Annotated in this window: 26 protein-coding genes; 11 read left to right on the top strand and 15 right to left on the bottom strand. The window is 56.8% G+C overall.

Annotated elements, in window-relative coordinates; translation table 11 throughout:
- A partial coding sequence (locus IM273_RS03460) for an Ig-like domain-containing protein (RefSeq protein ID WP_193055531.1) occupies nucleotides 1–2,058 on the top strand: 2,058 nt, incomplete at its 5' end.
- 346 nt (nucleotides 2,059–2,404) lie between these two features.
- On the top strand, nucleotides 2,405–2,665 hold the full coding sequence (locus IM273_RS03455) for a hypothetical protein (protein ID WP_047367551.1): 261 nt from the start codon (nucleotides 2,405–2,407) through the stop codon (nucleotides 2,663–2,665).
- A gap of 23 nt (nucleotides 2,666–2,688) precedes the next feature.
- On the opposite strand, the gene IM273_RS03450 is transcribed toward IM273_RS03455, so the two are convergent.
- Entirely contained in the window at nucleotides 2,689–2,886 is a 198-nt protein-coding gene (locus tag IM273_RS03450; protein ID WP_047367552.1) for a hypothetical protein, read from the bottom strand.
- Complete coding sequence (locus IM273_RS03445) at nucleotides 2,858–3,286, bottom strand: hypothetical protein (protein ID WP_047367553.1); 429 nt, start codon at nucleotides 3,284–3,286, stop codon at nucleotides 2,858–2,860. Before IM273_RS03445 ends, IM273_RS03450 begins: the two co-directional genes overlap by 29 nt.
- A 271-nt stretch (nucleotides 3,287–3,557) precedes the next feature.
- Between IM273_RS03445 and IM273_RS03440 the strand changes: the two genes are divergently transcribed.
- Nucleotides 3,558–4,472: a hypothetical protein gene (locus tag IM273_RS03440; protein ID WP_131701653.1), complete on the top strand. Its 915-nt coding sequence runs from the start codon at nucleotides 3,558–3,560 to the stop codon at nucleotides 4,470–4,472.
- Between the two features lie 127 nt (nucleotides 4,473–4,599).
- On the opposite strand, the gene IM273_RS03435 is transcribed toward IM273_RS03440, so the two are convergent.
- The 12 genes from IM273_RS03435 to gspG all read right to left on the bottom strand — a co-directional run bounded on the left by IM273_RS03435 (nucleotide 4,600) and on the right by gspG (nucleotide 13,661).
- The gene (locus IM273_RS03435; protein WP_193050772.1) at nucleotides 4,600–5,088 is read right to left on the bottom strand and encodes a type II secretion system protein; all 489 of its coding nucleotides are present in this window, start codon (nucleotides 5,086–5,088) and stop codon (nucleotides 4,600–4,602) included.
- Entirely contained in the window at nucleotides 5,075–5,437 is a 363-nt protein-coding gene (locus tag IM273_RS03430; protein ID WP_080339181.1) for a type II secretion system protein, read from the bottom strand. Before IM273_RS03430 ends, IM273_RS03435 begins: the two co-directional genes overlap by 14 nt.
- Nucleotides 5,424–5,900, bottom strand: coding sequence for a type II secretion system protein (locus IM273_RS03425; protein ID WP_028012053.1), 477 nt, complete (start codon nucleotides 5,898–5,900; stop codon nucleotides 5,424–5,426). The genes IM273_RS03430 and IM273_RS03425 overlap by 14 nt, the downstream gene beginning before the upstream one ends.
- Nucleotides 5,900–7,693 carry a secretin N-terminal domain-containing protein gene (locus IM273_RS03420; RefSeq protein ID WP_238139763.1) on the bottom strand — a complete coding sequence of 598 codons (1,794 nt, stop codon included), beginning with the start codon at nucleotides 7,691–7,693 and terminating at the stop codon, nucleotides 5,900–5,902. Before IM273_RS03420 ends, IM273_RS03425 begins: the two co-directional genes overlap by 1 nt.
- Nucleotides 7,694–7,785: 92 nt before the next feature.
- A complete protein-coding gene (locus IM273_RS03415) occupies nucleotides 7,786–8,298 on the bottom strand; it encodes a hypothetical protein (RefSeq protein WP_193050770.1) in 513 nt (170 codons plus the stop codon).
- Nucleotides 8,295–8,813, bottom strand: a complete 519-nt coding sequence (locus tag IM273_RS03410; RefSeq protein WP_028012056.1) for a hypothetical protein — start codon at nucleotides 8,811–8,813, stop codon at nucleotides 8,295–8,297. Before IM273_RS03410 ends, IM273_RS03415 begins: the two co-directional genes overlap by 4 nt.
- Nucleotides 8,797–9,312, bottom strand: coding sequence for a hypothetical protein (locus IM273_RS03405; protein WP_193050768.1), 516 nt, complete (start codon nucleotides 9,310–9,312; stop codon nucleotides 8,797–8,799). Before IM273_RS03405 ends, IM273_RS03410 begins: the two co-directional genes overlap by 17 nt.
- Complete coding sequence (locus tag IM273_RS03400; protein ID WP_193050766.1) at nucleotides 9,290–10,006, bottom strand: hypothetical protein; 717 nt, start codon at nucleotides 10,004–10,006, stop codon at nucleotides 9,290–9,292. Before IM273_RS03400 ends, IM273_RS03405 begins: the two co-directional genes overlap by 23 nt.
- The gene (locus IM273_RS03395; protein WP_052954309.1) at nucleotides 9,990–11,609 is read right to left on the bottom strand and encodes a GspE/PulE family protein; all 1,620 of its coding nucleotides are present in this window, start codon (nucleotides 11,607–11,609) and stop codon (nucleotides 9,990–9,992) included. The genes IM273_RS03400 and IM273_RS03395 overlap by 17 nt, the downstream gene beginning before the upstream one ends.
- Nucleotides 11,609–12,778 (bottom strand): type II secretion system F family protein, encoded by a 1,170-nt coding sequence (locus IM273_RS03390; protein WP_193050764.1) that lies wholly within the window; start codon nucleotides 12,776–12,778, stop codon nucleotides 11,609–11,611. Before IM273_RS03390 ends, IM273_RS03395 begins: the two co-directional genes overlap by 1 nt.
- Nucleotides 12,775–13,239 carry a lytic transglycosylase domain-containing protein gene (locus IM273_RS03385; RefSeq protein WP_126345153.1) on the bottom strand — a complete coding sequence of 155 codons (465 nt, stop codon included), beginning with the start codon at nucleotides 13,237–13,239 and terminating at the stop codon, nucleotides 12,775–12,777. Before IM273_RS03385 ends, IM273_RS03390 begins: the two co-directional genes overlap by 4 nt.
- Nucleotides 13,240–13,241: 2 nt before the next feature.
- Nucleotides 13,242–13,661, bottom strand: a complete 420-nt coding sequence (gene gspG, locus IM273_RS03380; protein ID WP_045630682.1) for a type II secretion system major pseudopilin GspG — start codon at nucleotides 13,659–13,661, stop codon at nucleotides 13,242–13,244.
- 316 nt (nucleotides 13,662–13,977) lie between these two features.
- Between gspG and IM273_RS03375 the strand changes: the two genes are divergently transcribed.
- The 8 genes from IM273_RS03375 (at nucleotide 13,978) to IM273_RS03340 (ending at nucleotide 23,947) form a co-directional block, all read left to right on the top strand.
- Complete coding sequence (locus IM273_RS03375; protein WP_164551993.1) at nucleotides 13,978–15,807, top strand: glycosyl hydrolase family 18 protein; 1,830 nt, start codon at nucleotides 13,978–13,980, stop codon at nucleotides 15,805–15,807.
- A gap of 365 nt (nucleotides 15,808–16,172) precedes the next feature.
- Nucleotides 16,173–16,892: a FadR/GntR family transcriptional regulator gene (locus tag IM273_RS03370; protein WP_193050762.1), complete on the top strand. Its 720-nt coding sequence runs from the start codon at nucleotides 16,173–16,175 to the stop codon at nucleotides 16,890–16,892.
- Complete coding sequence (locus IM273_RS03365) at nucleotides 16,889–17,902, top strand: ABC transporter ATP-binding protein (RefSeq protein ID WP_193050760.1); 1,014 nt, start codon at nucleotides 16,889–16,891, stop codon at nucleotides 17,900–17,902. Before IM273_RS03370 ends, IM273_RS03365 begins: the two co-directional genes overlap by 4 nt.
- Nucleotides 17,899–18,981, top strand: coding sequence for an ABC transporter ATP-binding protein (locus IM273_RS03360; RefSeq protein WP_028012066.1), 1,083 nt, complete (start codon nucleotides 17,899–17,901; stop codon nucleotides 18,979–18,981). The genes IM273_RS03365 and IM273_RS03360 overlap by 4 nt, the downstream gene beginning before the upstream one ends.
- Nucleotides 18,982–18,983: 2 nt before the next feature.
- On the top strand, nucleotides 18,984–20,498 hold the full coding sequence (locus tag IM273_RS03355) for an ABC transporter substrate-binding protein (protein WP_074171829.1): 1,515 nt from the start codon (nucleotides 18,984–18,986) through the stop codon (nucleotides 20,496–20,498).
- An 18-nt stretch (nucleotides 20,499–20,516) separates the two neighbouring features.
- A complete protein-coding gene (locus IM273_RS03350) occupies nucleotides 20,517–21,458 on the top strand; it encodes an ABC transporter permease (protein ID WP_028012068.1) in 942 nt (313 codons plus the stop codon).
- A gap of 2 nt (nucleotides 21,459–21,460) precedes the next feature.
- Nucleotides 21,461–22,336, top strand: a complete 876-nt coding sequence (locus tag IM273_RS03345; RefSeq protein WP_028012069.1) for an ABC transporter permease — start codon at nucleotides 21,461–21,463, stop codon at nucleotides 22,334–22,336.
- Between the two features lie 9 nt (nucleotides 22,337–22,345).
- Nucleotides 22,346–23,947: a gamma-glutamyltransferase family protein gene (locus IM273_RS03340; protein WP_193050776.1), complete on the top strand. Its 1,602-nt coding sequence runs from the start codon at nucleotides 22,346–22,348 to the stop codon at nucleotides 23,945–23,947.
- A 56-nt stretch (nucleotides 23,948–24,003) separates the two neighbouring features.
- On the opposite strand, the gene IM273_RS03335 is transcribed toward IM273_RS03340, so the two are convergent.
- Complete coding sequence (locus tag IM273_RS03335) at nucleotides 24,004–24,774, bottom strand: amidohydrolase (RefSeq protein WP_041911141.1); 771 nt, start codon at nucleotides 24,772–24,774, stop codon at nucleotides 24,004–24,006.
- Nucleotides 24,775–24,879 lie beyond the last annotated feature (105 nt).

Raw genomic sequence — 24,879 nt, 5'->3', positions numbered from 1 at the left:
AATAACGCCGCAGCAGACGGGACGGACACCACGCGCGTCAGGGTGACGGTGAAAGACGCCCACGAGAACCCGGTTGCAGGACAGGCAGTGAGTTTTGATGCCGGAACCGGCGTCATCATTCCGGCAACGGCAGAGACCGGGAAGGACGGCACCGTCACCGTCAGTCAGACCAGCCAGAAAGCCGGGGAGTTTCAGGTAAACGCGACCATTGGCGATAACTGGTTACACGCAAAATCTGTTCTGGTTAACTTTGTGCCAGGAAAGGTCAACCGGGTGACTTTTGTCGACGAGCCGGAAAGTGTTCAGGCGGACGGTGTCACTCATGCCACCTGGCAGATAGCGATGTTCGACAGCTTTAACAATCCAGTGCCAAATACGGCTGTAAACTGGATTTTCCCAGGGGCACTGGCGACAAAAATCGACAGCCAGAGCGATACAATGACCAACAACTCTGGGGGGGCTAAGCTGACGCTGCAAATGGGTACAGTAAAAGCGGAAAATCTGGTCGTGACCGCGAAATCGGAAAACAACGTTGAGGATTCCTCCTCGATTGCCCTGCCGCCGGTTGCAGGTAGCGTTGAACTTACGATGGCATCGACTGCACGCGTGGACGAACCTGTCACGCTCACGGTAACGGCAAAGGATAAAGGCGGAGTACTGATGCCTGGTGCTGTGGTCACGTTTAGTAGCAACCATCCGGACTGGATGGTGATAACGCCAGAAAGCGCAACAACGGGCAGCAACGGTGTAGCCACCGCCGTGGCTACCATCAGACCGGAAAAAGGGTTTGGTGCAATGGGAGGCTATACCCTCACAGCGAAAGTCAGCGAGTCAGTGAAGGATTCGAAAACGTTACAGCTCAGTGTAGGGCAAATTGATTACGCGAAGTCGAGTCTGACCCCCGTCAGTGACACGATGGTCGTTGGCAATCAGTTATCCATGCTGATAGCGATGAAGGATAAGTTTGGTAACCCTGTCAGTGGCCTGACGGGACGAATCGGCGCCGTGCTGGCCGATAGTCAGGGGAGAAACAATGGAGGATTGATCCATACTAACAGCGGGGGAATTGTTGAGACTGAAAAAGGAAACTATCCGTTCAATGTAAAAGGAACACGTGCTGATACCTATACTGTCACGCCTGTTGTAGACCGAGTTGAGTTAAGCGCGCTTAAAGCGACCGTTAAGGTGATGGCGCAAAAACCCTGGATCGCGGGTACGCCACAAATAGGCTACACCCTAACGATAGGCAAAGGTTCCGGGTTTAGTACGGCAACAGTCAACTGGAAGGTTAATGGCACAATCTACCGTTCGAGCACCAATACCACGGTGGACAGCGCATCACTTGAGTTGACAGACACCACGCTGATAAACCAAAAGGTGAGCGTAGAAATTATCGATAGCCATAACCCATCAGTGCGGCTTGAATCAGATTCGGTCACGATTCGGGGTACACCTTCCGCGAGCGATGTGAAGATTAAGGGCGATCCAGTATATGGAAACCAAATCTCGGTGGACTATGTTTATCAAGCCAACGGCGGAGGCGATGAGAGCGGAACTCAGTATCAATGGTACTGGTCTCAGAACAGTTACGATAAATCTCCGACACCTATTCCTGGTGCAACCGGAAGAACGCTGAAGACCGATCGCGGTCAGTACGGGTTATATCTTTATGTCTCGGTCACGCCAAGGGGCAGCGCTGGCGGCTCAGGTGCTAAGGTATTTAACGACGGGTATTTCAGGGTTACAGATGCGGGTACACCTTCTGTCAGCCAACTTCATATTGAGAATGAAGCCCGGGTGGGTAATACAATTGAGGCCAGTTATATCTTCAATGCTAATGGCAGTGGTGAGGATAACTCGTTATATCAGTGGGCTTCATGGGATGAATTTAGCGGCCGTTATCGGAATTTAGACGGAGAGACCGGTAAAACGTTATACATAAAAGAAGCCTATGGATTTTTGAAAGATATCCGGGTAAGTGTTACCCCACGCGGTACTCTGGGGTCGCAAAGAACAGGCGGTACAGCCTATTCCGACCCGGTTAATATCGTCAAATAAACGCTACCAGTGTTAGCCATTAACACTTATATCAGTGTAGCGTAATTCACCTCTCGCAGGCTCCCGGAAACGGGACCTGCGGTTCGTTTTTCCCCCGGAAGGTCCCATCACAGGCCCTTTCCGCTTTGGCAAACTGTTCTGCATCATGGTTAAATAATTTGACGGCTAATGGGGGGAATGCCTGTGTTAGCGTGATGCTAATAAATACGGGAATTAAAAGTAATGCTGGATTCAGCATTTTGACAGGTGGGTTCGTTAATTCAATCTAAGGTAATGTTGTAAGCTGGGGTATGGGTTTTTCTGTGATCCTGTTAGCTGGTTCTTAACGAAAAAGAGGCTCGCATTCATGAAAAATGCTTATCCTGAAAAGCAAGCATCACTACTCATTGGTGATGCCGCCACGCAGTTATCTTTGCAGGGTATAAAAATTGATCATGTTTCGCTCAGTCATTACCTGAGTAAAAAACTTGAGTATGCCAGGCGTATTGATGATTGCTTGTATGCTGAGGTGATTGGTATTGCACTTGCAATGTTGAAGGAAAACGCCAGGCCAGTCGAACGGTTCTGTTATAACGATGAGGCGTGTCGCGATAAACCTGTCGCTTAAAAGCATGGCGTATTATTGCATTATCAGTCCTGCCTTTTGTTGCCTCGGGAAATTTTCACTTCTTCAGCAAAATCCAGAGCCTCTTTGTAATCAAAACGACGTGTCTTTGCGTTATGTCTGCCGGGTAACGGTGCCGGTATTTTCACGCCGAACAGCTTTCCTGTTGTCATCAGCGCATAAACTAATTCAGCCTCACTCACGTCGGCCATCTTTGCCATCATATTCGTCCTGATACAAAAACTTAATTTCACCTGCCTTCCTCCTTTTATAATGGTCAATAATATTGTCGAGATTGGGGAGCATAAAGTTCATGGCATCAATGGTGTCACGCCAGCCCGCCAGGGATTCATTTGCTTTTACATACCATGCGTGCTGCTCGCTTCGGGTGTGATGACCCGTGATCAAAACAAGCATGTCGGGTTTAATTCTTCTGATGAACTCCAGATACTTTACCAGATGCGTCTTCGTACCAAATGTGTCTGCATCAATAATGCAGAGCATTTTGTCTCGGGCGATAAAGTAATAGCGTGCTAATTCCGCAAGGCCCTTTTCGAATAAAAAAGAGTTCGTCCGCACACAAACCCGAATTTTTTCAGGAGTCTGTTTAATTGATTGATCCATCTTTTGTCTCGCTTATTATGGCACAAAGTATGAGATGGCGTTCAAGCCTACTCTTCCAGTCTGAATGCTGGCAAGGCAGTATATTCATTTCTCAGAATAAAATAAGGCAGAACGAGTTATGCGATTAATAAGAATTGTCTCTGCATCCGTGAGTTAAAAACAAATAAACGATGATTTTATTCAGAGTCATGTTTTACTGTCTGATACATTAAGATATGGTCACTGTTGTGCAAATTTGTACTTTTTTATATTTCTCAAAGAGGACATTTTCATGACAAAGACAGCCGTAGCATTAGCCATGCTTAGCGCTTTTTCAACGGCATCAGTATTTGCCAGTGATTATGCGCGTATGATTAACATTGAAAACCCTGACCATCTGAAAATCAGGGTTCAGAATGCTATTTATGAAGAGGGTTACGATAGCGATTTTATTCCTCATGTCTGGTTTGGTAACGAAGATAACGGCGTGATGAATATCATTGTCGATAATGGTGCGGTGCTGAACGAATCTATTGAAAAGGGCCTTAACTGCAACTATGCCATGATTGTCAGTAAAGACAACGGCGTCAACTTACAGGCAAACGGGAAAAACTGTCGTTATAAGAAAAAGAGTTACCGTTCCATTAACTCTCCGGTGATCACTATTATTAATGATTCATCTTTAACGCTTCGGCCCTATTTTTCCGTTAACGGGAATGACTTTTTTGCTGCCGCCAGCACGATCATCCCCAACGGGATCCGCATGTTCACCGGGGACAGTGGCGACTGGAAAAAACAGGGCGTTCGCCACGGGGATAACCTGAAAGTGAAATTTAGCTACACGCTGGCAGAGTCGGGTTCGCAAAAAGAGGTCGTCTGCCCGACTCTTGACACCTTAACGGAAAACCGACTTTATCGCCTTCAGGGCGGTGAGCAAAATGCGCTCTGCGTCCTTGAGAGTAATGAGATTCACATTAAAAACGATCGTATTGTTGCCGGATGGAACAAACCTCTGACTAAAGCAGAGCTGCTGCGACGGATCGAAGCCACCGCCGCAGACGATGACGTCATCATAGATATGCCAGATGACAAATACATGGCGCTCTTTACCCAGCCGGATGAATATAAAATCCCGCTGAAAGCAGGGGACGCAAAGGCGACCATTACCTTAGTGGTTAGCAAAGTTACTATTCCCGTCGCGCAGTAAAAAGGCCATCTATTAGCGAAGCGGGCAGGCAACATCTTACAGAGCCTGTTGCCTGCCCTATTCGTGCCGTTACGCCGGGCAGATCAGACTGCGTGACAGGGACATCAGGTCTCGCCACATCATTGCATTAGCGACCACAGGCCGCAGGCAGCGGGGCCTGCGGATCGCTCTCTACCTGAAATTTCCAGTCGTAATACGTTTTCGCTTTGGCAAACTGTTTTGGATCGTGACGAAAGCCGACTTTTTTCCGTGGCGTACCTTTTCCGAGACTGCGCACGCCAATCCAGCGCCCCTGAGGATCGAGGATCATCCCCCAGTTTTTACTCCCGGTTAGCGGGTCGGCGTAGTGCTGGCGCAGGTGATAAAGCGGTTTTCGCCCGCGTTTATCAATAAGCAGCTGTTCGAAACGCACGGGAAAACAGCTATCACCGTTGCCGCGGTAGGCCTGTATCGCTGCGCGGATTTGATCCCCGCGAAATAAAAGCTCAGCCTCCTGTTGCGCCTGATAACGCATCTGCACCTCATCGCGGCTTTTCAGCAGCGACAACGCCAGCGTGGAGAGCGCAATCAGCAGCAGCAGATAGGTAAAACCTCCCTGTCGTTTAATCGAACGCATCGCGATGATCCTGACCGGGTTTAGGCGGCGTCTCGACGTCAATAATTTGCCCTTCGTCATCGGTCTTCGCCTCCCAGATATCGCGGCGGTTGGTGATGGGATCCAGCGGCATCTGGCGCAGATAACCGGCCTCGATCAGATCCTCCAGGCTGTATGGCCCCGCCAGGCGATCGCGGCGGTAGTGATCGATCGCGCTGCGCAGCGCATGCAGGTTATGCTCGCGCACCACCTCTTTGGCTCTGTCCGCGTGCTGGAAAAAACGTGGAGCGACCAGGGTCATCAATGTCGCGATGATCGCCATCACCACCAGCAGCTCGATGAGCGTAAAACCTTTTTCACCATTGCGCATAGGGCACTCCATTCAGACCGCTGGCCGTACTGGTACTACTGACATCAAACACGTCTTTCCCGCCGCCGCTGAAATCGCCGGGTGGCTGCGTGGATGCGCGTAAACGCCAGGTCTCTTCATCATTTTTTCCCTCGCAATCGCACATCGGATCGCGCGGAATATGGCGCAGGAAGTAGATCATCGCGCCAGTGGGCGATGTCTTATCCCGGACGCCTTCCACCAGGCTTTTTAGTGTCGGCGGATATCCCGATTCGCTGGTTTTTTTCTCAATGATGCCGTCCACGCTTGCCTGGTGATAACGGTCAATGGCATCGCGTAGCGTGCGCAGTGACTCACGTAGCTGCGTCTCCTGCTGCCGCTGATGGTAGTTACGCATCAGCGGCGCAGCGGCAGCGGCAAGCGTGGCGAGTAGCGCCAGCGTGACGATCATCTCAATCAAGGTAAAACCGCGCTGGCGCTGCATTACGATGCTCCGTTTTCCGTCTCTGACTCATCGAGGATCGGTGGCGGCAGCGTGGCCGCCCGGTCAGGGAAATGGGCCGGCGGCGCTAGCGCCGGTGCGGTAAACCCGCTCCCCGGCTCGTCGCGCTGCAGGTCGCGCAGTTGAATGCTGTCGCCCGTTAAATCGTCGCTGCCCATCTCAATGGTACTGACGTGGCTTCCCGGTAAATCGAGGTTGCGCTCAATGGTCGGCGTAATTAACAGCACCACCTCCGTGCGCTCTTTGTTGTCGGAATTGCTGCTAAACAGGCGGCCCAGCCCCGGGATGTCACTTAATAACGGCGTTCCTTTTTGGGTCGTGGTTTCATCCTGCTTGATCAGCCCTGCCAGCATCTGGGTCTCGCCGTTCATACTGCTGAGCGTGGTATTGGCTTCGCGTTTCGTGGTGCGGTAATACTTTGCTCCGTTCTCACCGGGTTCTTCGGCGCCCAGGGCACTGAGCGTGAACTTCACCTCCATTGAGATATTGTCATCCATACTGACTTCCGGGGTGACTTCCAGCTTCAGGCCGACGTCCTGATAATCCACTTTCTGTTGCGAAATCCCGTCATTGACGGTTGTGGTCAGTACCGGGATCGTTTGACCAATATCAACCAGCGCTTTTTTATTGTTTTTCACCCGGATCCGCGGGTTGGCCAGCACTCTGGCGTTGCTCAACACTTTTTTCATGTCAATGGTCATATTGTCGATATCGACCATGATATTTTTGGCGCTCAGGTCGCCCAGCGGGATCCCGCTTCCCTTTAAATCACCTTCTTTACTTTTCGCAAAACCCGCACTGATGGTTTGCGGCAGCTTCACGCCAAGCGCTTCGAGATCGTTGGTATTTACTTCCAGCACCTCAACGGCCAGCGTGACCTCCGCTTCAGGCCGGTCGAGCGTCACTAACAGGCGCTCCGCTTTTTCCACGTTCTCTTTTGGCCCGCGCAGGGTGACGGAATTGGTTCGCTCATCAACGTGCACATCCTTCAGCTTGACCATATTGCGCAGGGCGACGTTGACCTCTTTTGCTTTCGCATAACCCAGGAAGATGGTTTTGACGACCACGTCGCGATAGATCTTCTCTTTTTGCGCGGTGGCGGGGTAGATCAGCAACGTATTGCTGTTCAGCACCTTCTTCCGCAGGTTATTCGACAACAGCAGCACGTTGATAGCATCTTCCGCAGTGGTGCGTTTGGCTATCAGGCTGCCGGTAGTGCTGGAGGAAATATCTTTGTCAAAAATGATATTGACCCCGGTCATCTGGCTGATGGTGTTAAAGATGGCCATCAGGCTGTGCTCGCGAAAATTAAGCGCTATCGTTTTTTGCAGTTCCCGGTTCAGACGCTGCTCCGGCTGGTTGATCCGCGACACCTCACGCATCAGGTGATCGCGCAGCGCGCGCGCCTGGGGCCAGTTGGGATCTTCTTCCAGTACCTGCTGGATTTTGTGCAGCGCGCGTGCCGGGTCGCGGGTGCTGTTAGCCACCGCCTCCTTATACAATGCGTCCAGCGCTCTACGGGCATCGAGCTTGCGTAAGCCCTGCAGGGCGCGCAGGTTGCCGGGCTCATAGGTAAGCGCATCGCGCCACATTTGCGTCGCCATGGTGTAGTTGTTCTGACGCACCGCGAGATCGGCATTTTTCAGGTAGTCATTGACCAGCTTTTTGCTGATGTCAGCCTGCTCGGCGCGAAGCGCAATATCCTGTGGGCTGGCGATGCGCTGTTGATCTATCTCCTTAAGCCGCTTAACCAGCACCTGCGGCGAGGCGGTCACTGATTCCCGGACCGGAGGCGCCGCACGTTGTGCACAGCCGCTCAGTAGCGCGCATGACAACAAAAAAGTGAGAGCAATAGTTTTTTTCATGATTAATGTGTCGGTTCCGATTGCAGCTCATCCAGTTCCAGCCGCTGCTGGCTATGGGTGGGCTGCCATTCAAACAGGAGGTGGTCGTTCGCCACCGCTTTTAAAATCCAGTTGTTGACCGGCGAACTGCCAATCCAGATCCTGCCGTCCGCCCTGCAGCGCTCGCAGACCGGCCAGGTCTCTTTGCCATCCGTCAGCACAACGATTCTCTGACGGTTTTCCCACCAGGCACCGAGGAGCTGAAGCGGTAGCGGCGGTGCGGTTGGTGTCGCCTCTTCAGGCCGATCGTTTTCCGGCGGCTTTTTTGCTGCGTCTTGCGCCCTGCTATGTGGCGTTGAAAAGAGATCGATGCGCGTTGCGTGAGCCGTCTCCGGCTTTGCTGGCGCGGGGCGCGGGCGTGAGACCGGCTGCGCCTCAAGCGGCGCTTGCGATATCTCGTCATCGGCAAACTGGCTCCAGAAAACAGCACCGGCGGTCAGCACCAGCGCCAGCTGTAAATAGCGCGGCAGTTTCATGGCGACTCCTTCAACAGGCGAAGCTGCACGGTGGCGCTGAGCTGGCTTTCCGATGGCCCGGCGCGCCGCAGGCTTAGCTGCTCAATGCGTAAAGGCAAAGTGCGGCTTAGCGTTTCCAGGGCGTCCATCAGCGGCAGATATTCACCGCGCAGCGGAATATCCAGCCGTAGCGCGGTTTTGCCGTCGTCGTTTTCCAGCTGATAGCGGCTGGCGTCGACCTTCATCCCTCGGCTCCTGAACTGCTCAAAAATGAGCCTGACCTGCTGATATTCTCCAAGGCTGATGCGGCTTTGCAGTTCCGGCTGCTGTTTATCCAGCGGCAGCGCGGTTTGTAGCTGCGCCTGGATCCGGGCAAGGTTCTCCTGCAAATGGATGGTGTGCGGCCGCACGCCGCCAAGCCATAACAGCAGCAGCCCTGCGGGCAGCCCGGCGAGCACGAGCGGAACCGTTCCGATGCGCCCGGCAAATAACGCCGCCTGCCAGCGCAGCACGGCGGGTTTATTCTGAAGCCGCATGGTGCGCCTCCGTCGTCACCTTGACGTCGAGTACCGCGTTAATCGGCCAGGCAGGATCGCCCTGCGCCGACTGGCGATGGTTCTCAAGCACCACATGCGCCGGCAACTGCTGTAGCCGCTCGCTAAAGGCGAGCAGGGCGTCAAGATTGCCTGCATTCACCGTAAGCCGCGCATCGCCTTTACTGGCAATGACGTCAATGCTCAGGAGCGCAATATCAGGCGTCAGTACGCTGCCGATGTTGTCCAGCAGCTTGATGGCAGGCGGGACGGCCTGCAGTTGCTGAGCCTGGCGCAACCGGCGCTGCTCCACTTCACGCAGCTGGCGCAGCACCTGCTGCCGTTGGGCGAGCTGCTGCTGTACCTGCGACGTCTCCAGCTCAAGGCGCTGGTGCTCAAACAGGCCATACATCACGGCACCGGTGAGCGGTAAGCAGAGGAGTCCGGTTAACAGCAGCGTGCGTGCGGCCCACGGGGAACTACGCGTAAACAGCGGCGTCATGAGGACTCTCCTGTAGCGCGACTTCCTGGTGATGCTCACCGTCGGTATGAATGACGTAGCCAGGACAGTCCTGCATTCCGCTTAGCCGGGCGATAACCCGCAGCTGGGCGTCCATCTCCTGCTGTGGCAGGGTGAGTGTCCAGACGTCGCGCCAGCTGTGGTGCTGACGGCTGGCAATCCGGCTATGGTGGGGGCTCATCGCCACAAACAGGCCGTTTTCCGGCAGTGCGGCGGCGAAGTGGCTAAACAGCTTTTGAAACGGCGTGACAACACCGCGAAACCGCAGCCGCTCCCGACGCGCCAGCGCGACAAGCAGGTGCCAGCAAGGTTGCTTCAGGCACGCGGCCAGCGCTGACTGCTGCCAGTTAAGGGTCTCGAAGCGCACCTGCCAGTCGACGGGCGGACTCGCGCGAAGAACAGCCTGCTGTCGGGCGAGCTGGAGCAGTTCCTGCGGTGTGGTCACGCCGTCATGCCAGGGCTGAATTAAAAAAGTCAGATCGTCGGTATCGAGGTGAAACTCCACCGCGTCACGCCACGGTAAGGCGGCGGGGCGCAGGCGCAGCAGCGTTTCGAGCGCGGCCTCCAGAGGCTGATCGGGCTGGCGTTCATGGGTGGCAAGTACCACATTGTTGCGGCGCAACCGCACGGCATGAGGCCAGATGTCGCACTGCCAGGTGTTAGTGAGTGATAACACGGTTCACCTCCTCCCAGGTGGTTTTGCCTTCGACCACGGCGCGCAGCGCGATGGTCGAGAGCGGAACAAAACCGTCATTCAGCGCCACTTCCTTTAGCTTGCGCCGGGGCGATCGCGCCAGCATTGCCTCTTTCATCGCATCGCTGAAATGCAGCACTTCCGCCAGCGCCAGCCTGCCGCGAAAACCGCTGTCGCGGCAGGTATCGCAGCCTCGCCCTCGACGCCAGCGGGGCGTGAGCTGCTGCAGCGGTCCGGATTGCCACGCCGCGAGAAGGTCATCTGTGGGCGTGGTGTCATCAATACAGTCCGGGCAAATCTGGCGCACCAGCCGTTGCGCCACGACGCCGTTAAGGGCGGTGATCAGGCTGGCGGGCTCCACCTGCATATATAAAAAACGTTCCAGTACGCTAAAGACGTCATTGGCGTGAACCGAGGAGAGCACCACGTGGCCGGTGAGCGCCGCCTGCACGGCAATGCCAGCGGTTTCACCGTCGCGGATCTCACCCACCAGGATGATGTCCGGGTCGTGACGCAAAATGGCGCGCAGGCCGCGGGCGAAGGTGAGCCCTTTTTTATCGTTGACCGGAATTTGCAGCACGCTGTTGAGCTGGTACTCCACGGGATCTTCAATGGTGATAATTTTGCATTCACCACTGTTGAGTTCGCTGAGTGCTGAATAGAGGGTGGTGGATTTCCCGCTCCCCGTTGGCCCGGTGACGAGCACCATACCGTGGGGCAGATGGGTTAACTGGCGAATCGCGCTCAGCGTGTGCTCATCAAAGCCGAGCGTCTCCAGGCGCAGGTTTTGATCGTGAGATTTATCCAGCACGCGCAGTACGGCATCCTCGCCATAGACGCCCGGCATGATGGACACCCGAAAATCGACGGGACGCTGGAGAATCAATGCCTTAAAGCGCCCGTCCTGAGGCGTGCGTCGTTCGGAAATGTCCATGCAGCTTAATACCTTGAGACGGGAGATCACCTGCTCCGCCTGCTGAAGTCCGGCGCAGTGGCGAATGCTGTGCAGAACGCCATCGATGCGGTACTTCACCATCAACCCATCCGCGACGGCGCAAAGATGAATATCGCTGGCGCGGCTCTGCAGGGCATCAAACAGCGTGGCGTTAACCAGCTTAATGACGGCATGGGGTTCACTGGCGATGGCTGCTGGGGTGATCTCCAGCCACCGGGCCTCTTTATTCTCTTCACTCTGCTGCTGCTCCAGCTGATCGAGCGTGCGCTGCTGTTTTGCCAGTTCATCAAGGCGGGCATTAAGCTGAGAGAGCGGGGCGAGCGCGGGGAGCGCATTCACGTTATAGGCCCACTGGCGCAGCGCCAGTGAAAACGGATCGCCCAGCGCAACGTGGAGCTGACCGTTAACGCGCAGCGGCAATGCTCGCTGGCTGAGCGATTCGGTCAGCGGCACGGCTTCGAAATCCTCTTCGCTGTCGGCGAGCTGTGTGGGTGAGAGCGGCGTGAGCCCCAGGGAACCGGCGGCTTCTTCTAACGCGCCGGGGAAACTGTCCAGCAGTTCCGCCAGCGCCTGACAGCGCTGCTCGTCTGGCAGGTCGAAAAGGGGTTCTACAGACGGTGAGTGAGACATTATTGCAATCCTCCTGCCAGTTCAAAAATGGGCATGTACAGTAAAAACACGACGAGCCCAACGATGCCGCCAACGACCATCATCAGAATCGGTTCAAAAATTTTGCTAAAGGTTTCAATCGCGCGTTCCAGCGATTCATCATAAAAAGCGGCGATCCGCTCGCACATGGCAGGCAGTTCGCCGCTGCGCTCGCCGACCTGCAGCAGGCGGCTGGCGACAGGGGTCGTCATCCGTTGCGCTTCCAGCATGCGGGAGAGCGACTCGCCGGCGGCGACGTCGCGGATAACCTGTTCAACCTGCTGACGATGCGTGGCGGGCAGGATCTCCCGGCTCAGCATTAACGCATCTGGCGCGGGAAGGCCGCCCTGCAGCAGCAGGCCCAGCGTGCGGTAAAAACGCACCAGCACAGAAAGCTGATGCTGCTGGCGTAAGGCGGGAATGCGCAGCAACAAACCGAGCGCACGCTGGCGCAGGCGCGGGCTGCGCACCGCCATCACGATGCCTGCGACCGCTGCCGCGCAACCGGCCAGCAGCAGCGAGCCATGGGTTTGCGTCAGGCGTCCCCACCAGAGGATAAGCTGTGCGCTGGCGGACGGGTTCTTCATCCCGTCAAACACCACGGAAAAACGTGGAATAATAAAGCCGAGCAGAAAGAACAGAATTATCCCGCCGGCGGCAATGACAATCGTCGGATAGAGCAGGGTTGATTTAATCCGCTTGCGCAGAATTTCCATTCTTGATTCGTAAAACTGAAAACGCTTTAGCGCTTCGGGTAAGTGTCCGGTTTGCTCAGAAGAGGCAACGGTGTTAATCAGCAGAGGCGGAAACAGTGCTGGTAGCGCCATCATCGCCTGGGAGAGTTGCGCTCCTTCGTAGAGCTTTTTAACCAGCGTATCCAGAACCAGCGAGGTGCCACCGTCGCGGCAGCTTTCGCGCAGCGCTTCGACGGCCTCGACCACGACCAGCCCGGCTTCCAGCAGAGCGATAAGCTCCTGCAAGAACAGATTCAGTGGAAAGCGTTTCTCCTTGCGGGCGGGGCGTTCCTGTACCTGCAAAACGATGCCGCCGGCGGCAATAATGCGGGCGCTGGCATCATCAGGCGACGCGGCAAGTACGGTCTGATTGACGCGTTTCCCCCCCTGGAGGATGGTGACGGTATATGGTTTCATTTTGGCGACAGTGTATGGCTCTGCCTTTTAAGGCGGGCATAATGCGGAGCCACTTTTTTTATGTATTGTTGACGAAGCGCGCGGCGCTGGGGGGTATTTGCCGTTCCGGCGTTATACGCCCCCACCGCGTCCCAGGTATAACCAAAGCGCTGGATTTGACCTGCCAGGATCCAGGCGCCGGTCATGACACTTTGGCAAGGGTCGGTTAGCAGATCTTTTTGACTAATACGAAATTTACGCAGCGCATCGAAGTGAATGCTATTGATCTGCATCAGACCGACATCCATTGAGCCATCACGATTTTTGTTGATGGCCCGGGTATTACCGTTGGATTCCACTATCGCTATCGCCTGTAATAGCTCTGGCTCAATGCCGTAACGCTCTCCCGCCAGCTGCCAGCAATCGGCACGGCAGGAAAATACGCTGAAGATAAACAGCGAATATAAGGGCAGGCGCAGCATATTCAGAACCCGTAAGTGACAGGCTTACCGTCTTTACCGCCGGAGGTTATTTCGACTTCATTAATGGCGTCTTTTGTCCGGGCGGGGTTATGCCACTGGTACGGATTGCCCCACGGGTCTAACGGCACATGCTGGCTAAGATAAGGGCCATTCCAGTTTTGCGCGTTGGAAGGCTTTTCAGTCAGCGCTTTCAGACCTTGTGTTTCAGTTGGATAACTGCCGGTATCGAGGCGATATTGCCCGAGCGCCTCAGCAAGCGAGCGCATCTGGCGCATGGCGGTTTTCTCCTTAGCCGAGTCGACATTTGAGAAGACTTTTGGCCCGACAAATCCTGCCAGCAGCGCAATAATCATCAGCACGACCAGCAGTTCAAGCAGGGTGAAACCACCCTGTTTTCGCATCACGTTTGTTGCATATTTCATTGAGAGCGTCCCTAGTTGGATAATAGTTGTGATTAATTCCTGAATTTTCCCTGATAAAAGAGTGGGAACACAGGTATGCCATCTTTTTTAATTGGTGAAGATGGGAAAATTAAATAAAGAAGCGTCTTACAGGATGCGAGAATTCTCCCGTGCTGTCGTTGAAGTATTTATTATAAATGCGAGAGATATTTCTTATTTAACTCGGAGGGTTTCCTGATTCACCACTCTATTATCCCCAACGATCTCGGCGCTAAAAAAAAAGACAATTTACGAGGTAATCCACAGGAATATCATCACAAAGCAATAAGGAACTTTGATGAAAAAACTTACATTATCTCTGTTAATTGGTAGCGCATTAATGGCGCAGTCGGCTTTCGCGGCGCAGGCACCGCGAGCGGTCACCTATCTGACCTCCTGGGGCGTTCCGGTCGAGTCCGCTGAGGATATGAAAGAGGTGAAAGCGGATACGTTCCTGCTTTCATTTGGTGGCTGGGATGCAAGCGGTAAGCTGTCCAGTTCCGATAATATTGTTGCAGTACCACAATATGATCCCTGGTACATTAATGCGCCAGCCTATGTCGTGTGGAGTCAGCTGAAGCTGGCGCACCCGGAGAAAAAAATGATGCTGGCGCTCGGCGGCGAGACGTACTCCGCGATGTGGTCTTATCTGAATAACGCGCAAACGCGAGAAACGCTGGCGCAGAATCTGGTGAATCTGCTGAATACCAACTTCCCGGTATATAAAAAGAACCTGAAGCCGGAAGAGATGGTTGGCGAATGCCTGAGTGCCGACTGGCAAGGCAAATGTAACATGGCGAACTACCAGAAGGCGGGTACCGTTCAGCTTGACGGCATCGATTTTGACTTTGAAAAGCCCGATCGCGTCACGCCAGAGGAAAATGCAAACCTGCTGGATCTGGCTGAACGGGTTCGTAGCAAGCTCAATGCGTCTGGCAGCAAAAAGCTGCTGAGCCTGACCACCTATCACGTCGGTGCTGACCCGGAGAACTGCACCAACAGCGCGGTAACCGAGAATTGTTCCTTCGTTGAGGCGGCTCGCTCTTCACACCATGGCGAAGTTCTGCCGCTGTTGACGCAGGGGAAAAACGTTTTCGATTTCTTCAACGTCATGGCCTATGACGCCGGCCCACGCTTTAAGTATGACGTGGCGATGGCTAACTACGCCCGGGCGGTGGGAGATAAGAGCAAAATCGTTCTCGGTCAGACCATCAACTCCCAGTGGGGGCCAGAAGGTCGCTTTGTTGAAAACCGACAGAACAACGTAAACCGTGCGGGCTGGCAGGCGGAAAACGGCTATGGTGGGTTCTTTATCTGGACGTTGGGTTCAAACGATCAGCAGCTGTCCATCCCGCAGCAGGTTGACTATTTCAATGAAATGAAAGAGCGCGCGGACCTGATGTCGCCTGAACGCCCGCAGGACACCGTCGCGCCAACTGCGCCAGCAGGACTGAAGGTGCTGAACAATGGCTTGACTATCACCCTTGCCTGGCAGCCCTCCACCGATGACCGTGGCGTAGTGGGATATGACATCTACCGTAATGACATCAAAGTCGGGTCTTCAACGGACACCCAGTGGACCGATAATGCAGTAGAGACCGGCGGTGTGGTGTACCACTACAGCGTGAAAGCACGTGATGCAGCGAACAATATCTCTGAAAGCAGCAACGTGGTTAAGGTAGAAACCGTACAGGTCGAAGAGGGACGTCCTGACGCGCCAGGCGGCCTGGCACTGGTTTCTTCGACGGAAAACAGCCTGACGGTGAAATGGAATGCGGTAGACAACGCGGTGAAATACCACGTACTACGCGATGGGGCGGAGTTACTCACCGTAAGCGGAACGCAGATCTTCGACAGCGGCCTGCGCGCGGGAACAACCTACAGCTACCAGGTGATCGCCGAAAATGCCAAAGGTCATCAGTCTCTCGCCAGTACACCGCTTAAAGCCACGACGAAAGAGGGGTCTGTGACGCCTGAGCCGGAAGGCGAGTGGAAAGTCGGTACGCGCTATAAGACTGGAGAAATTGTCACGTATAACGGCACACAGTATCGCTGCGTGCAGGGGCATACGTCTCAGTCCGACTGGGCGCCGACTGCGGCTGCGACGCTTTGGCAGCCTGTTCCTTAATCTTTCGAGGCCCTCGCAAGGGGGCCATTTTCAGGCGTAAGCACGCCTTATTTATTACTTTTTGTTAACTTATTGTTATCATTTATAGTGCAAAAAATTAACAATGGCACTATTGTAGTGCAATATTTGCACTGTTTTTGTGCGTTTCATGTTCTTTTTCGGCCTTTATCGTCTCAGGATGCCGCTTGCATCTGTAACAATACGTTGCTGTAACCCCTTCATTTACTACCGCTTTTTTAAATCTCTTTTGAACCATTAAAAAATTGGTTCGTTTATTGCTTAATCATTAGCACGATAAGTAGCACGCCATATCAATAACTTATCGTTCATAAAAAGAAAATAACGATGATAGTGAGCGAACCAATATGGAAAAACCGTCACGGTTTCTGGCCAATTCCAGCACCGCGCTTGAGCAACTGCGCGGGCTAATCAACCAGCATGAGTCAACACCAGGCACTCCGCTGCCCACGGAACGTGAGCTGTCGGAAACACTCGGCGTAGGACGACGCGAAGTGCGTCGCGCGCTGGACGTGCTGGAAGAAGAAGGGCGGATCTGGCGTAAACAGGGCAAAGGCACCTTTATTGGTCCGGCTGCCCCTGTTGAACCGCTGGCCCTTCAGGGATTGGTTCAGCAGACCAATCTGCTGGAAGTGATGGAAGCTCGTATACAGATCGAACCCGGCTTAGCCCGGCTTGCGGCACTGCGTGCCACCAGGGAAAACCTCGCGCTCATGCAGCGCATGCTGGAACGCATCGACAAGGTCAGCCCGGATGACCGCGATCTCAATGAACTCTGGGATAGCGCCTTTCACCGCGCCATTGCCGAGGCGGCGGGCAATCGCCTGATGCTCGGCCTGTTTGACGCCATTGACGCCGTGCGGCGCGAACCCGGCTGGCAGCATCTGCGTGAATTAGCCCGCACGCCCGAACGTGTCGACAGCTACAACGACCACCATCACAAGATCATGTCCGCGATTATCCATCGCCAGCCTAATGTAGCAGCGGCCGCCATGCGCGAACACCTGCTCAGCCTGCAAAACGCCCTGATTCAGGCGATCCACCTTGAGGACGATTTCACGCTATGACGACGATCCCGTTTAAGGACTCCACGCCTGTACTCCGGCTGAATAATCTCAACGTTAAGTTTTCCGGCTCGCCGGTCAGCGTCCTGGACGGCATTTCCCTGACGGTCAAAGCGGGCGAAACGCTGGCGCTGGTGGGGGAGTCCGGCTGCGGGAAAAGTATCACCTCACTGGCGCTGATGGGTTTACTGCCCGCCAGCGCGCAAATTGTCAGCGGCGAGATGCAGTTTCGCCGCCACGACCTGCGCAAGCTCTCGCCGCGGGAGTATGCCGATCTGCGCGGGAGCGAGCTGGCGATGATTTTTCAGGAGCCGATGACCTCGCTTAATCCGGCCTTCACGTTAGGCGATCAGCTCAGTGAAGCGGTCATGCGTCACCAGAACGTTACGCGCCCGGAGGCGATGAAGGTCGCGCTGCAGATCCTTGAAAAGGTGCAGATCCCGGCGGCGGAGATGCGCCTCAAGGCGTATCCGCACCAGCTTTCCGGCGGCATGCGCCAGCGCGTGATGATTGCCATGGCGCTGATCAACCACCCTAAACTGCTGATTGCCGATGAACCCACCACCGCGCTCGACGTCACCATCCAGGCGCAAATCCTGACCCTGCTGAACACCCTAAAAGAGGAAACCGGCACGGCGGTGCTGATGATCACCCACGATTTGGGCGTGGTGGCCGAAGTCGCCCAGCAGGTGGCGGTGATGTACGCCGGGCAGGTGGTGGAGCAGGGGAGCGTTGAGGCAATATTCGCTGACCCGCAGCACCCGTACACCATCGGCCTGATGGGCTCGATCCCTTCGCTGGGCGCACGCAAAGGCCAGCTCTCCACCATTCCCGGAACGGTCCCGCTCCCGGAGTCCATGCCGAAAGGCTGCCGTTTCGCGACGCGCTGCCCGTTTGCGCAGTCGCGCTGTCATGATGAAAAACCGCGACTCACCACGCTCGGCGCGGGCCATCAGGTCGCCTGCTTCCGCGTGCCGCTCGAACACCACATTGCCCTGGGAGAGACCGCATGACCACGCCCATACTAGAGGCTCGGGACCTTAGCAAGCTTTTCCCCGGCCCGAAAAAACTCTTTTCCCCGGCCCGGTTTGTCACGGCGGTCGATCGCGTTTCGCTTGCCGTGATGCCGGGCGAAACGCTGGCGATTGTCGGCGAGTCCGGTTCCGGGAAATCCACCCTTGGCCGACTGCTGCTGCGTCTGCTGGCCGCCAGCGAAGGACGCGTGTTTTATCAGGGGGAGGAGATTACCCACGCCACAGGCGCCCGTCTGAACCAGCTCCGGCGCGAGCTGCAGATTATTTTTCAGGATCCTTTTGCCTCACTGAACCCGCGCATGACGGTGGAGCAGATCGTCGGTGAGCCGCTGTGGCTGCACCAGAACATGAAGAAAGCGGATCGTCAGTACCGCGTCGCGGAGCTGCTCAAGACCGTTGGCCTGCCTGCCGCCTGGGCCGGGCGCTATCCGCACGAGTTTTCCGGCGGGCAGCGCCAGCGTATTGGCATTGCGCGCGCGCTGGCTTCGGGGCCAAAGCTGCTGCTGGGCGACGAGCCGGTTTCCGCGCTGGATGTGTCGGTGCAGGCGCAGGTGGTTAATCTGCTGGAGAGCCTGAAGCACCAGCTGGGGCTGACGATGGTGATCGTCGCCCACGGTCTGGCGGTGATCCGCCACATGAGCGACCGCGTGGCGGTGATGTACCTTGGGCAGATCGTTGAGCTTGCCACCGTCGACGAGATCTTTGACGCACCGCTGCACCCTTACACCCAGGCGCTGATCGCCTCGGCGCCGCAGATGCAGCCGGGTATTGAGCGCGACGCGCCGCTGCTGCAGGGGGATCTGCCGAACCCGGCTAACCCGCCGTCGGGCTGTCGCTTCCACACCCGCTGCCCGTACGTCACTGACGAATGCCGCCAGGTCGAGCCAATTAATCAGGTGCTCGACGGCGGGCGTCAGGTTGCCTGCCACCGCTGGCAGGAAATTAACCGCGATCGCAGCGTTATCCAGATCGCACCGCCATCCGCAGCCTTTCTGCGCCGCCGCGCGCTGTTTGAATACGCGGCCACTCACTCCTCCCTTCCTTCAAGGAACTCATGATAATGACAATGCGTAATTCTCTTTTGACCGTACTGGGAAGTGTTATGTTGCTTGGCGCGGCGCTGCCCGCCCATTCTGAAAGCGTGCTGCGAATCGGCCTGGGAGCAGACCCGGACATGCTCGACCCGCACCTGGCGCGCACCTACTATGGCCGCTTCGTGTTTGCCTCTCTGTGCGACAGGCTGGTGGACGTCGACGAGCATCTGAAGGTCGTGCCAGGCCTCGCGAAATCGTGGGCCTGGAGCGCCGACGGCAAAACGCTGACCATGGATCTGCGCGAAGGCGTGACTTTCCATGACGGAGAGAAATTCGATGCTGCCGCCGCGAAATACAACCTCGACCGCGCCCTGACCCTCAAAGGCTCCCTGCGGAAAAGCGAGATCTCCTCCGTGGAATCGGTAGAGGTCACCGGCCCGATGCAGATAGCGCTGCACCTGAAAACGCCGGACGCCGCGCTGCTGATGCAGCTTACCGACCGCGCGGGAGCGATGATGGCGCCCGAGGCCGCGAAAAAGCCTGACTTTGCCGCCCATCCGGTCTGTTCTGGCCCGTACAAGTTCGACAGCCGCGTGTCGCAGGACCGCATCGTTCTGACCCGCTTCGACAACTACTGGAACAAAGGCGCCTACCACTTCGACAAAATTATCTATCTGCCGATCCCGGATGCCTCCGTGCGTCTGGCGAACCTGCGCGCGGGCGATCTTGATCTGACCGAAGGCATCGCCGCCAGCGACGTCAAAACCGTCGAAGCCGACAGCAAGCTGGCGCTGGCGAAGGTTACCGGCCTGGGCTATCAGGGGATCACCTTCAATATTAACAACGGCAAGGTCCCGGCGAACGATCCGTTCAAAGATGCCCGCGTGCGCGAGGCGTTTTCTCAGGCCATCGACCGTGAAGCGTTAAACCAGGTGGTTTTCGAAGGCCTCTACACTCCGGCAAACCAGGCGTTTTCGACGGTGAGCCCGTATCACGTGAATCTGCCGGTTCCGCCGCGCGACGTTGATAAAGCCAAAGCGCTGCTCAAAGCGGCAGGCGTCACCGCGCCGCTGACCGTCAACCTGCTGGTGCCGAACAACCCAACCTCGCAGCAGGTGGGACAGGTATTGCAGGCGATGGTCGCCGAGGCCGGCTTCACGCTGAACCTGCAGATGACCGAATTTGCCACGCTGCTGGATCGCCAGCAGAGCGGTGATTATCAGCTGAGCTTCTCCGGCTGGTCGGGTCGCCCGGATCCGGACGGCAGCATCTACGGCTTTATCCACAGCAACGGCACGCTTAACGACGGCCGTTACAGCAACGCGCAGGTCGATGAGTGGCTGACGCAGGCGCGCCAGAGCACCGACCAGGCCGCACGCCAGCCGCTGTATGACAAGGTGGTGAAGCAGCTGCAAACCGACATGCCGATTGCCTACCTCTACTTCGAGCCGCGCATTTTTGGCCTGAACAAGCGCGTGCAGGGCTTTAAGCCTTACCCGGACGGCATCGTGCGTCTGGCGGGTTTGACGCTGGCGAAATAAACGTCCTGAGGAGAACCCATGCTGGAACTGATTTGCAAACGTCTGCTGCTGGCCGTCCCGACGCTATTGCTGGTAAGCATGATGGTGTTCGGGCTGCAAAAGCTGCTGCCCGGCGACCCACTGATTGCGATGGCCGGTGAGGAACGCGATCCGGCGGTGATCGCCCAGCTGCGCGCGGAGCTGAACCTGGATGCGCCGATCCCGGTTCAGTATTTCCACTGGCTGACGCGGGCGCTGCAGGGCGATCTTGGCGTCTCCTTGCGCACGCACGAGCCGGTGACCGAGCTTATCGCCAGCAAGCTACCGGTTACGCTGGAGCTGTCGCTGCTGGCGATGATTATTGCGCTGGTGTTTGGCATCAGCATGGGGATCCTTGCGGCGGTGAACAAAAACAGCTGGGTCGATCACGGGGCGAACTTCGTGGCGATCTCGGGGATCTCTATTCCCCACTTCTGGCTGGGGATCCTGCTGATTCTGGTCTTCTCGGTGAACCTGCAGTGGCTGCCCGCGTCCGGCTACGTGCCGTTCAGTGAAGATCCGCTTCAGAACCTGCGCACGCTGCTGCTGCCCGCGTCCGTGCTAGGAACCGGGCTGGCGGCGACGCTGATGCGCCATACCCGCGCGTCGATGATTGCGGTGCTGAAAGCGGATTATATCCGTACCGCACGCGCCAAGGGGCTGCTGCCGAAGGCGGTCATTCTAAAGCACGCGTTTCGCAACGCGCTGGTACCGGTGATCACCCTCACCACGCTGCTGTTCGGCGAGCTGCTGGGCGGCGCGGTGCTGACCGAGCAGGTGTTCACCATTCCGGGCTTTGGCAAGATGATCGTCGACTCGGTGTTCAACCGTGACTACGCGGTGGTGCAGGGCGTGGTGCTGATCGTGGCAATCGGCTTCCTGCTGCTCAACCTGCTGGCCGACGTGCTTTACGTCCTTATCAACCCGAAAATGCGAGGTTAACGATGGCGGAACTGACGACGCAAACCGTAGCCCCCGCGCTGCCGCGCGCGCAGAACCGGGTGCTGAAGAAATTCCTCGCCAATAAAAGCGCGGTGATTGGCGCGCTTGTGGTGGGTTTCTTTGTGCTGGTGGCGCTGCTGGCGCCGTGGATCGCCCCGTTTGACCCGGTTAAAGCCAACTTCCTCGCGGTGCGCAAAGCGCCGTCAGCGATGTACTGGTTCGGCACCGACGAGCTGGGGCGCGACATTTTGTCCCGCATTATCTGGGGAGCGCGAACCTCGCTGATGGCGGGCTGTATGTCGGTGGTTATCGCGGTGGTCATCGGCGTGCCGCTGGGGCTGGTGGCGGGCTACTTCCAGAAGATGTGGGACGGCGTCATCTCGCGCTTTATCGAGGCGCTGCTGGCCTGTCCGTTCCTGATCATGGCGATCGCGCTGGGGGCATTTTTAGGCCCGAGCCTGACCAATGCGATGATCGCCATCGGTCTTTCGGCGATGCCGATCTTCGCCCGCCTGACGCGCGGGCAGGTGATCGCCATTCGCAACGAAGAGTACATCGACGGCGCGCGGGCGATTGGCCTGCCGGATCGCTGGATCATCATTAAATACGTTCTGCCAAACGTGATGTCGCCGATCCTGGTTCAGGCCACGCTGGCCATTGCCTCGGCGATTATTGCCGAAGCCAGCCTGTCGTTTTTAGGGCTGGGGCAGCAGCCGCCCAATCCGTCCTGGGGGTCCATGCTCAATACCGCGAAAGGTTTCCTTGAGCAGGCGCCGTGGATGTCCGTTTTCCCCGGCGTGGCGATTTTCCTCGCCGTGCAGGGCTTTAATTTACTTGGCGACGGGCTGCGCGATGCGCTCGATCCGCGCCACGACTAAGGAGTCATGATGACCAAAGCGCTTGATTTTACGTCCGGTTACGCTTCACGCCGCCCGCCGATGATGGGCCACAACGCCGTTGCCACTTCGCAGCCGCTGGCGGCGCAGGCGGGAATGAAAATGCTGCAACTGGGTGGTAATGCCGTCGATGCGGCCATTGCCACCGCCATGGCGCTGACCGTTGTTGAGCCGACCGGCAACGGCATCGGCAGCGATGCCTTTGCCATCGTCTGGGACGGTGAAAAACTTCACGGCCTGAACGCGTCCGGGCGCTCGCCGGCCAGCTGGCATGCGGATCTGTTTGCCGGTAAAAGCGCAGTGCCGGAAATCGGCTGGGACGCGGTGACGGTGCCGGGTGCGGTGTCGGGCTGGGTGGCCCTGGCAGAACGCTTCGGCACGCTGCCGCTGACCACGCTGGCGCAGCCTGCGATTGACTACGCGCGCAACGGCTTCCCGGTCTCGCCGCTGATTGGTCATCTCTGGCAGCGCGGCTATAGCAAGCTGAAAGATCAGCCGGGCTTTAGCGCCTGCTTTGCGCCGGAAGGCCGCGCCCCGCGCGTGGGGGAGATCTTCCGTAACCCGGCGCAGGCACATTCGCTGGAGCTGATTGCCAAAACCAACGGTGAAGCCTTTTACCGCGGCGAGCTGGCGCAAAAAATTGCCGCCTTCGCCCAGGAGCACGGCGCGCACCTGTCAGCGGAAGATCTGGCAAACCATCGCGTGGACTGGGTTGACCTGCTGTCGCGCGACTTCGCGGGCGGCTCGGTACAGGAGCTGCCGCCAAACGGCCAGGGGATCGCCACGCTGATTGCGCTCGGTATTCTGGAGCAGTGCGGCATTGAGAAACATCATCCGGACTCCGTGCAGTCTCTGCACTTATCCATTGAAGCCATGAAGCTGGCGCTGGCGGATCTCGACCGCTACGTGGCGGATGAAGAACATATGGAGTTCGCAGCAAAAGAGCTGCTGAGCGACCATTATCTGAAGTCGCGTGCGGCGCTTATCGATCGCGATAAAGCCTCTGACTTTGTGTACGGTTCACCGACGCAGAGCGGCACGGTCTACATCAGCACCGCGGACGCCAGCGGGATGATGGTTTCGTTTATCCAGTCCAACTTTATGGGCTTCGGTTCAGGCATTGTGGTGCCGGATACCGGAATCAGCCTGCAAAACCGCGGCTGCGGCTTTGTGCTCGATCCCAAACACCCGAACGCCCTGGCGGGCAGCAAGCGTCCTTTCCACACCATCATTCCGGGCTTTGCGATGGACGGCAACGGCCAGCCGCTGATGTCCTTCGGCGTGATGGGCGGCCCGATGCAGGCGCAGGGGCACATGCAGATGGCGCTGCGCGTTATGCTGCACGGGCAAAACCCGCAGGCGGCCATCGACGCGCCGCGCTGGCGCGTGGTGCAGGGCAGGGAGGTGATCGTTGAATCGACGTTTGATCGCAACACCATTGCCGCGCTGCGCGAGCGCGGGCATCAGATCGTGGTGGAAGATCCGCTCCAGGATTACAACTTCGGCGGTGCGCAGGTAATCTATCGTATGCCGGAAGGGCACTACGTGGCCGCGACGGAAAGCCGCAAGGACGGGCAGGCGTTAGTGAGTTAAAAGAAGCAAGCAACATTGGTAGGCCGGGTAAGGCGTAGCCGCCACCCGGCATTTTTTCACCCGATGCTAAACGGATCCGCATCCTGCCACGCCGGGAACTTCTCGCGATACTCCTTCAGCGCCGTTAACGATAATTCAGCATCAATGCGCGTCGCCTGATGCGGTTCGGCGGTGGCAATAATCTCGCCCTGAGGGTTCACCACCCGGCTGTCGCCGCGGTAGTGGTGGCCGTTGCCGTCCGTCCCCACGCGGTTACAGCCCACCACGTACGCCTGGTTCTCAATCGCGCGAGCCACCAGCAGCGCCTGCCAGTGCAGCGAGCGCGGCGCGGGCCAGTTGGCGACGTACAGCGCCAGGTCGTAATCGTTGCGGTTGCGCGACCATACCGGGAAGCGCAGGTCATAGCAGACCAGCGGCAGAATACGCCAGCCGCGCCACTCGAACACCACGCGCTCGTTACCGGCTTCATAATGATGATGTTCATCAGCCATGCGGAACAGGTGGCGTTTATCGTAAAAATGCACCTTTCCTTCCGGCTCAACCAGCAGGAAGCGGTTCACCGGGCCGCGTTCCGTCTGCAGTGCGGCACTCCCGGCGATCAGCGCGTTGGTTTGCTGCGCTTTGGCATGCATCCAGGCGACCACCTCTTCCTGGGGCATCGACTGTTTCGCCGCTTCCATCGCAAAGCCGGTGGTAAACATCTCCGGCAGGACAATCACATCTCGCCCGGTAATCTCTTCCAGTTGACGATCAAAGTGGCGCAGGTTGGCAGGGCCATCCATCCACACTAAAGGCTGCTGCAAAATCGAAATCTTCAAACCAGGCACGATACAGACTCCTCAAACGACCCCTTTTTGACACTGTAGCACGTCATTACGAGAAAATGTGGCAATAAAAAACCCCGCACCGGGCGGGGTTTGTCAGAGCGAAGC

Source organism: Enterobacter cloacae complex sp. P13B, from assembly GCF_014895915.1.
Lineage (GTDB): Bacteria > Pseudomonadota > Gammaproteobacteria > Enterobacterales > Enterobacteriaceae > Enterobacter > Enterobacter bugandensis.
This window is presented reverse-complemented; position numbering and strand designations above follow the sequence as displayed.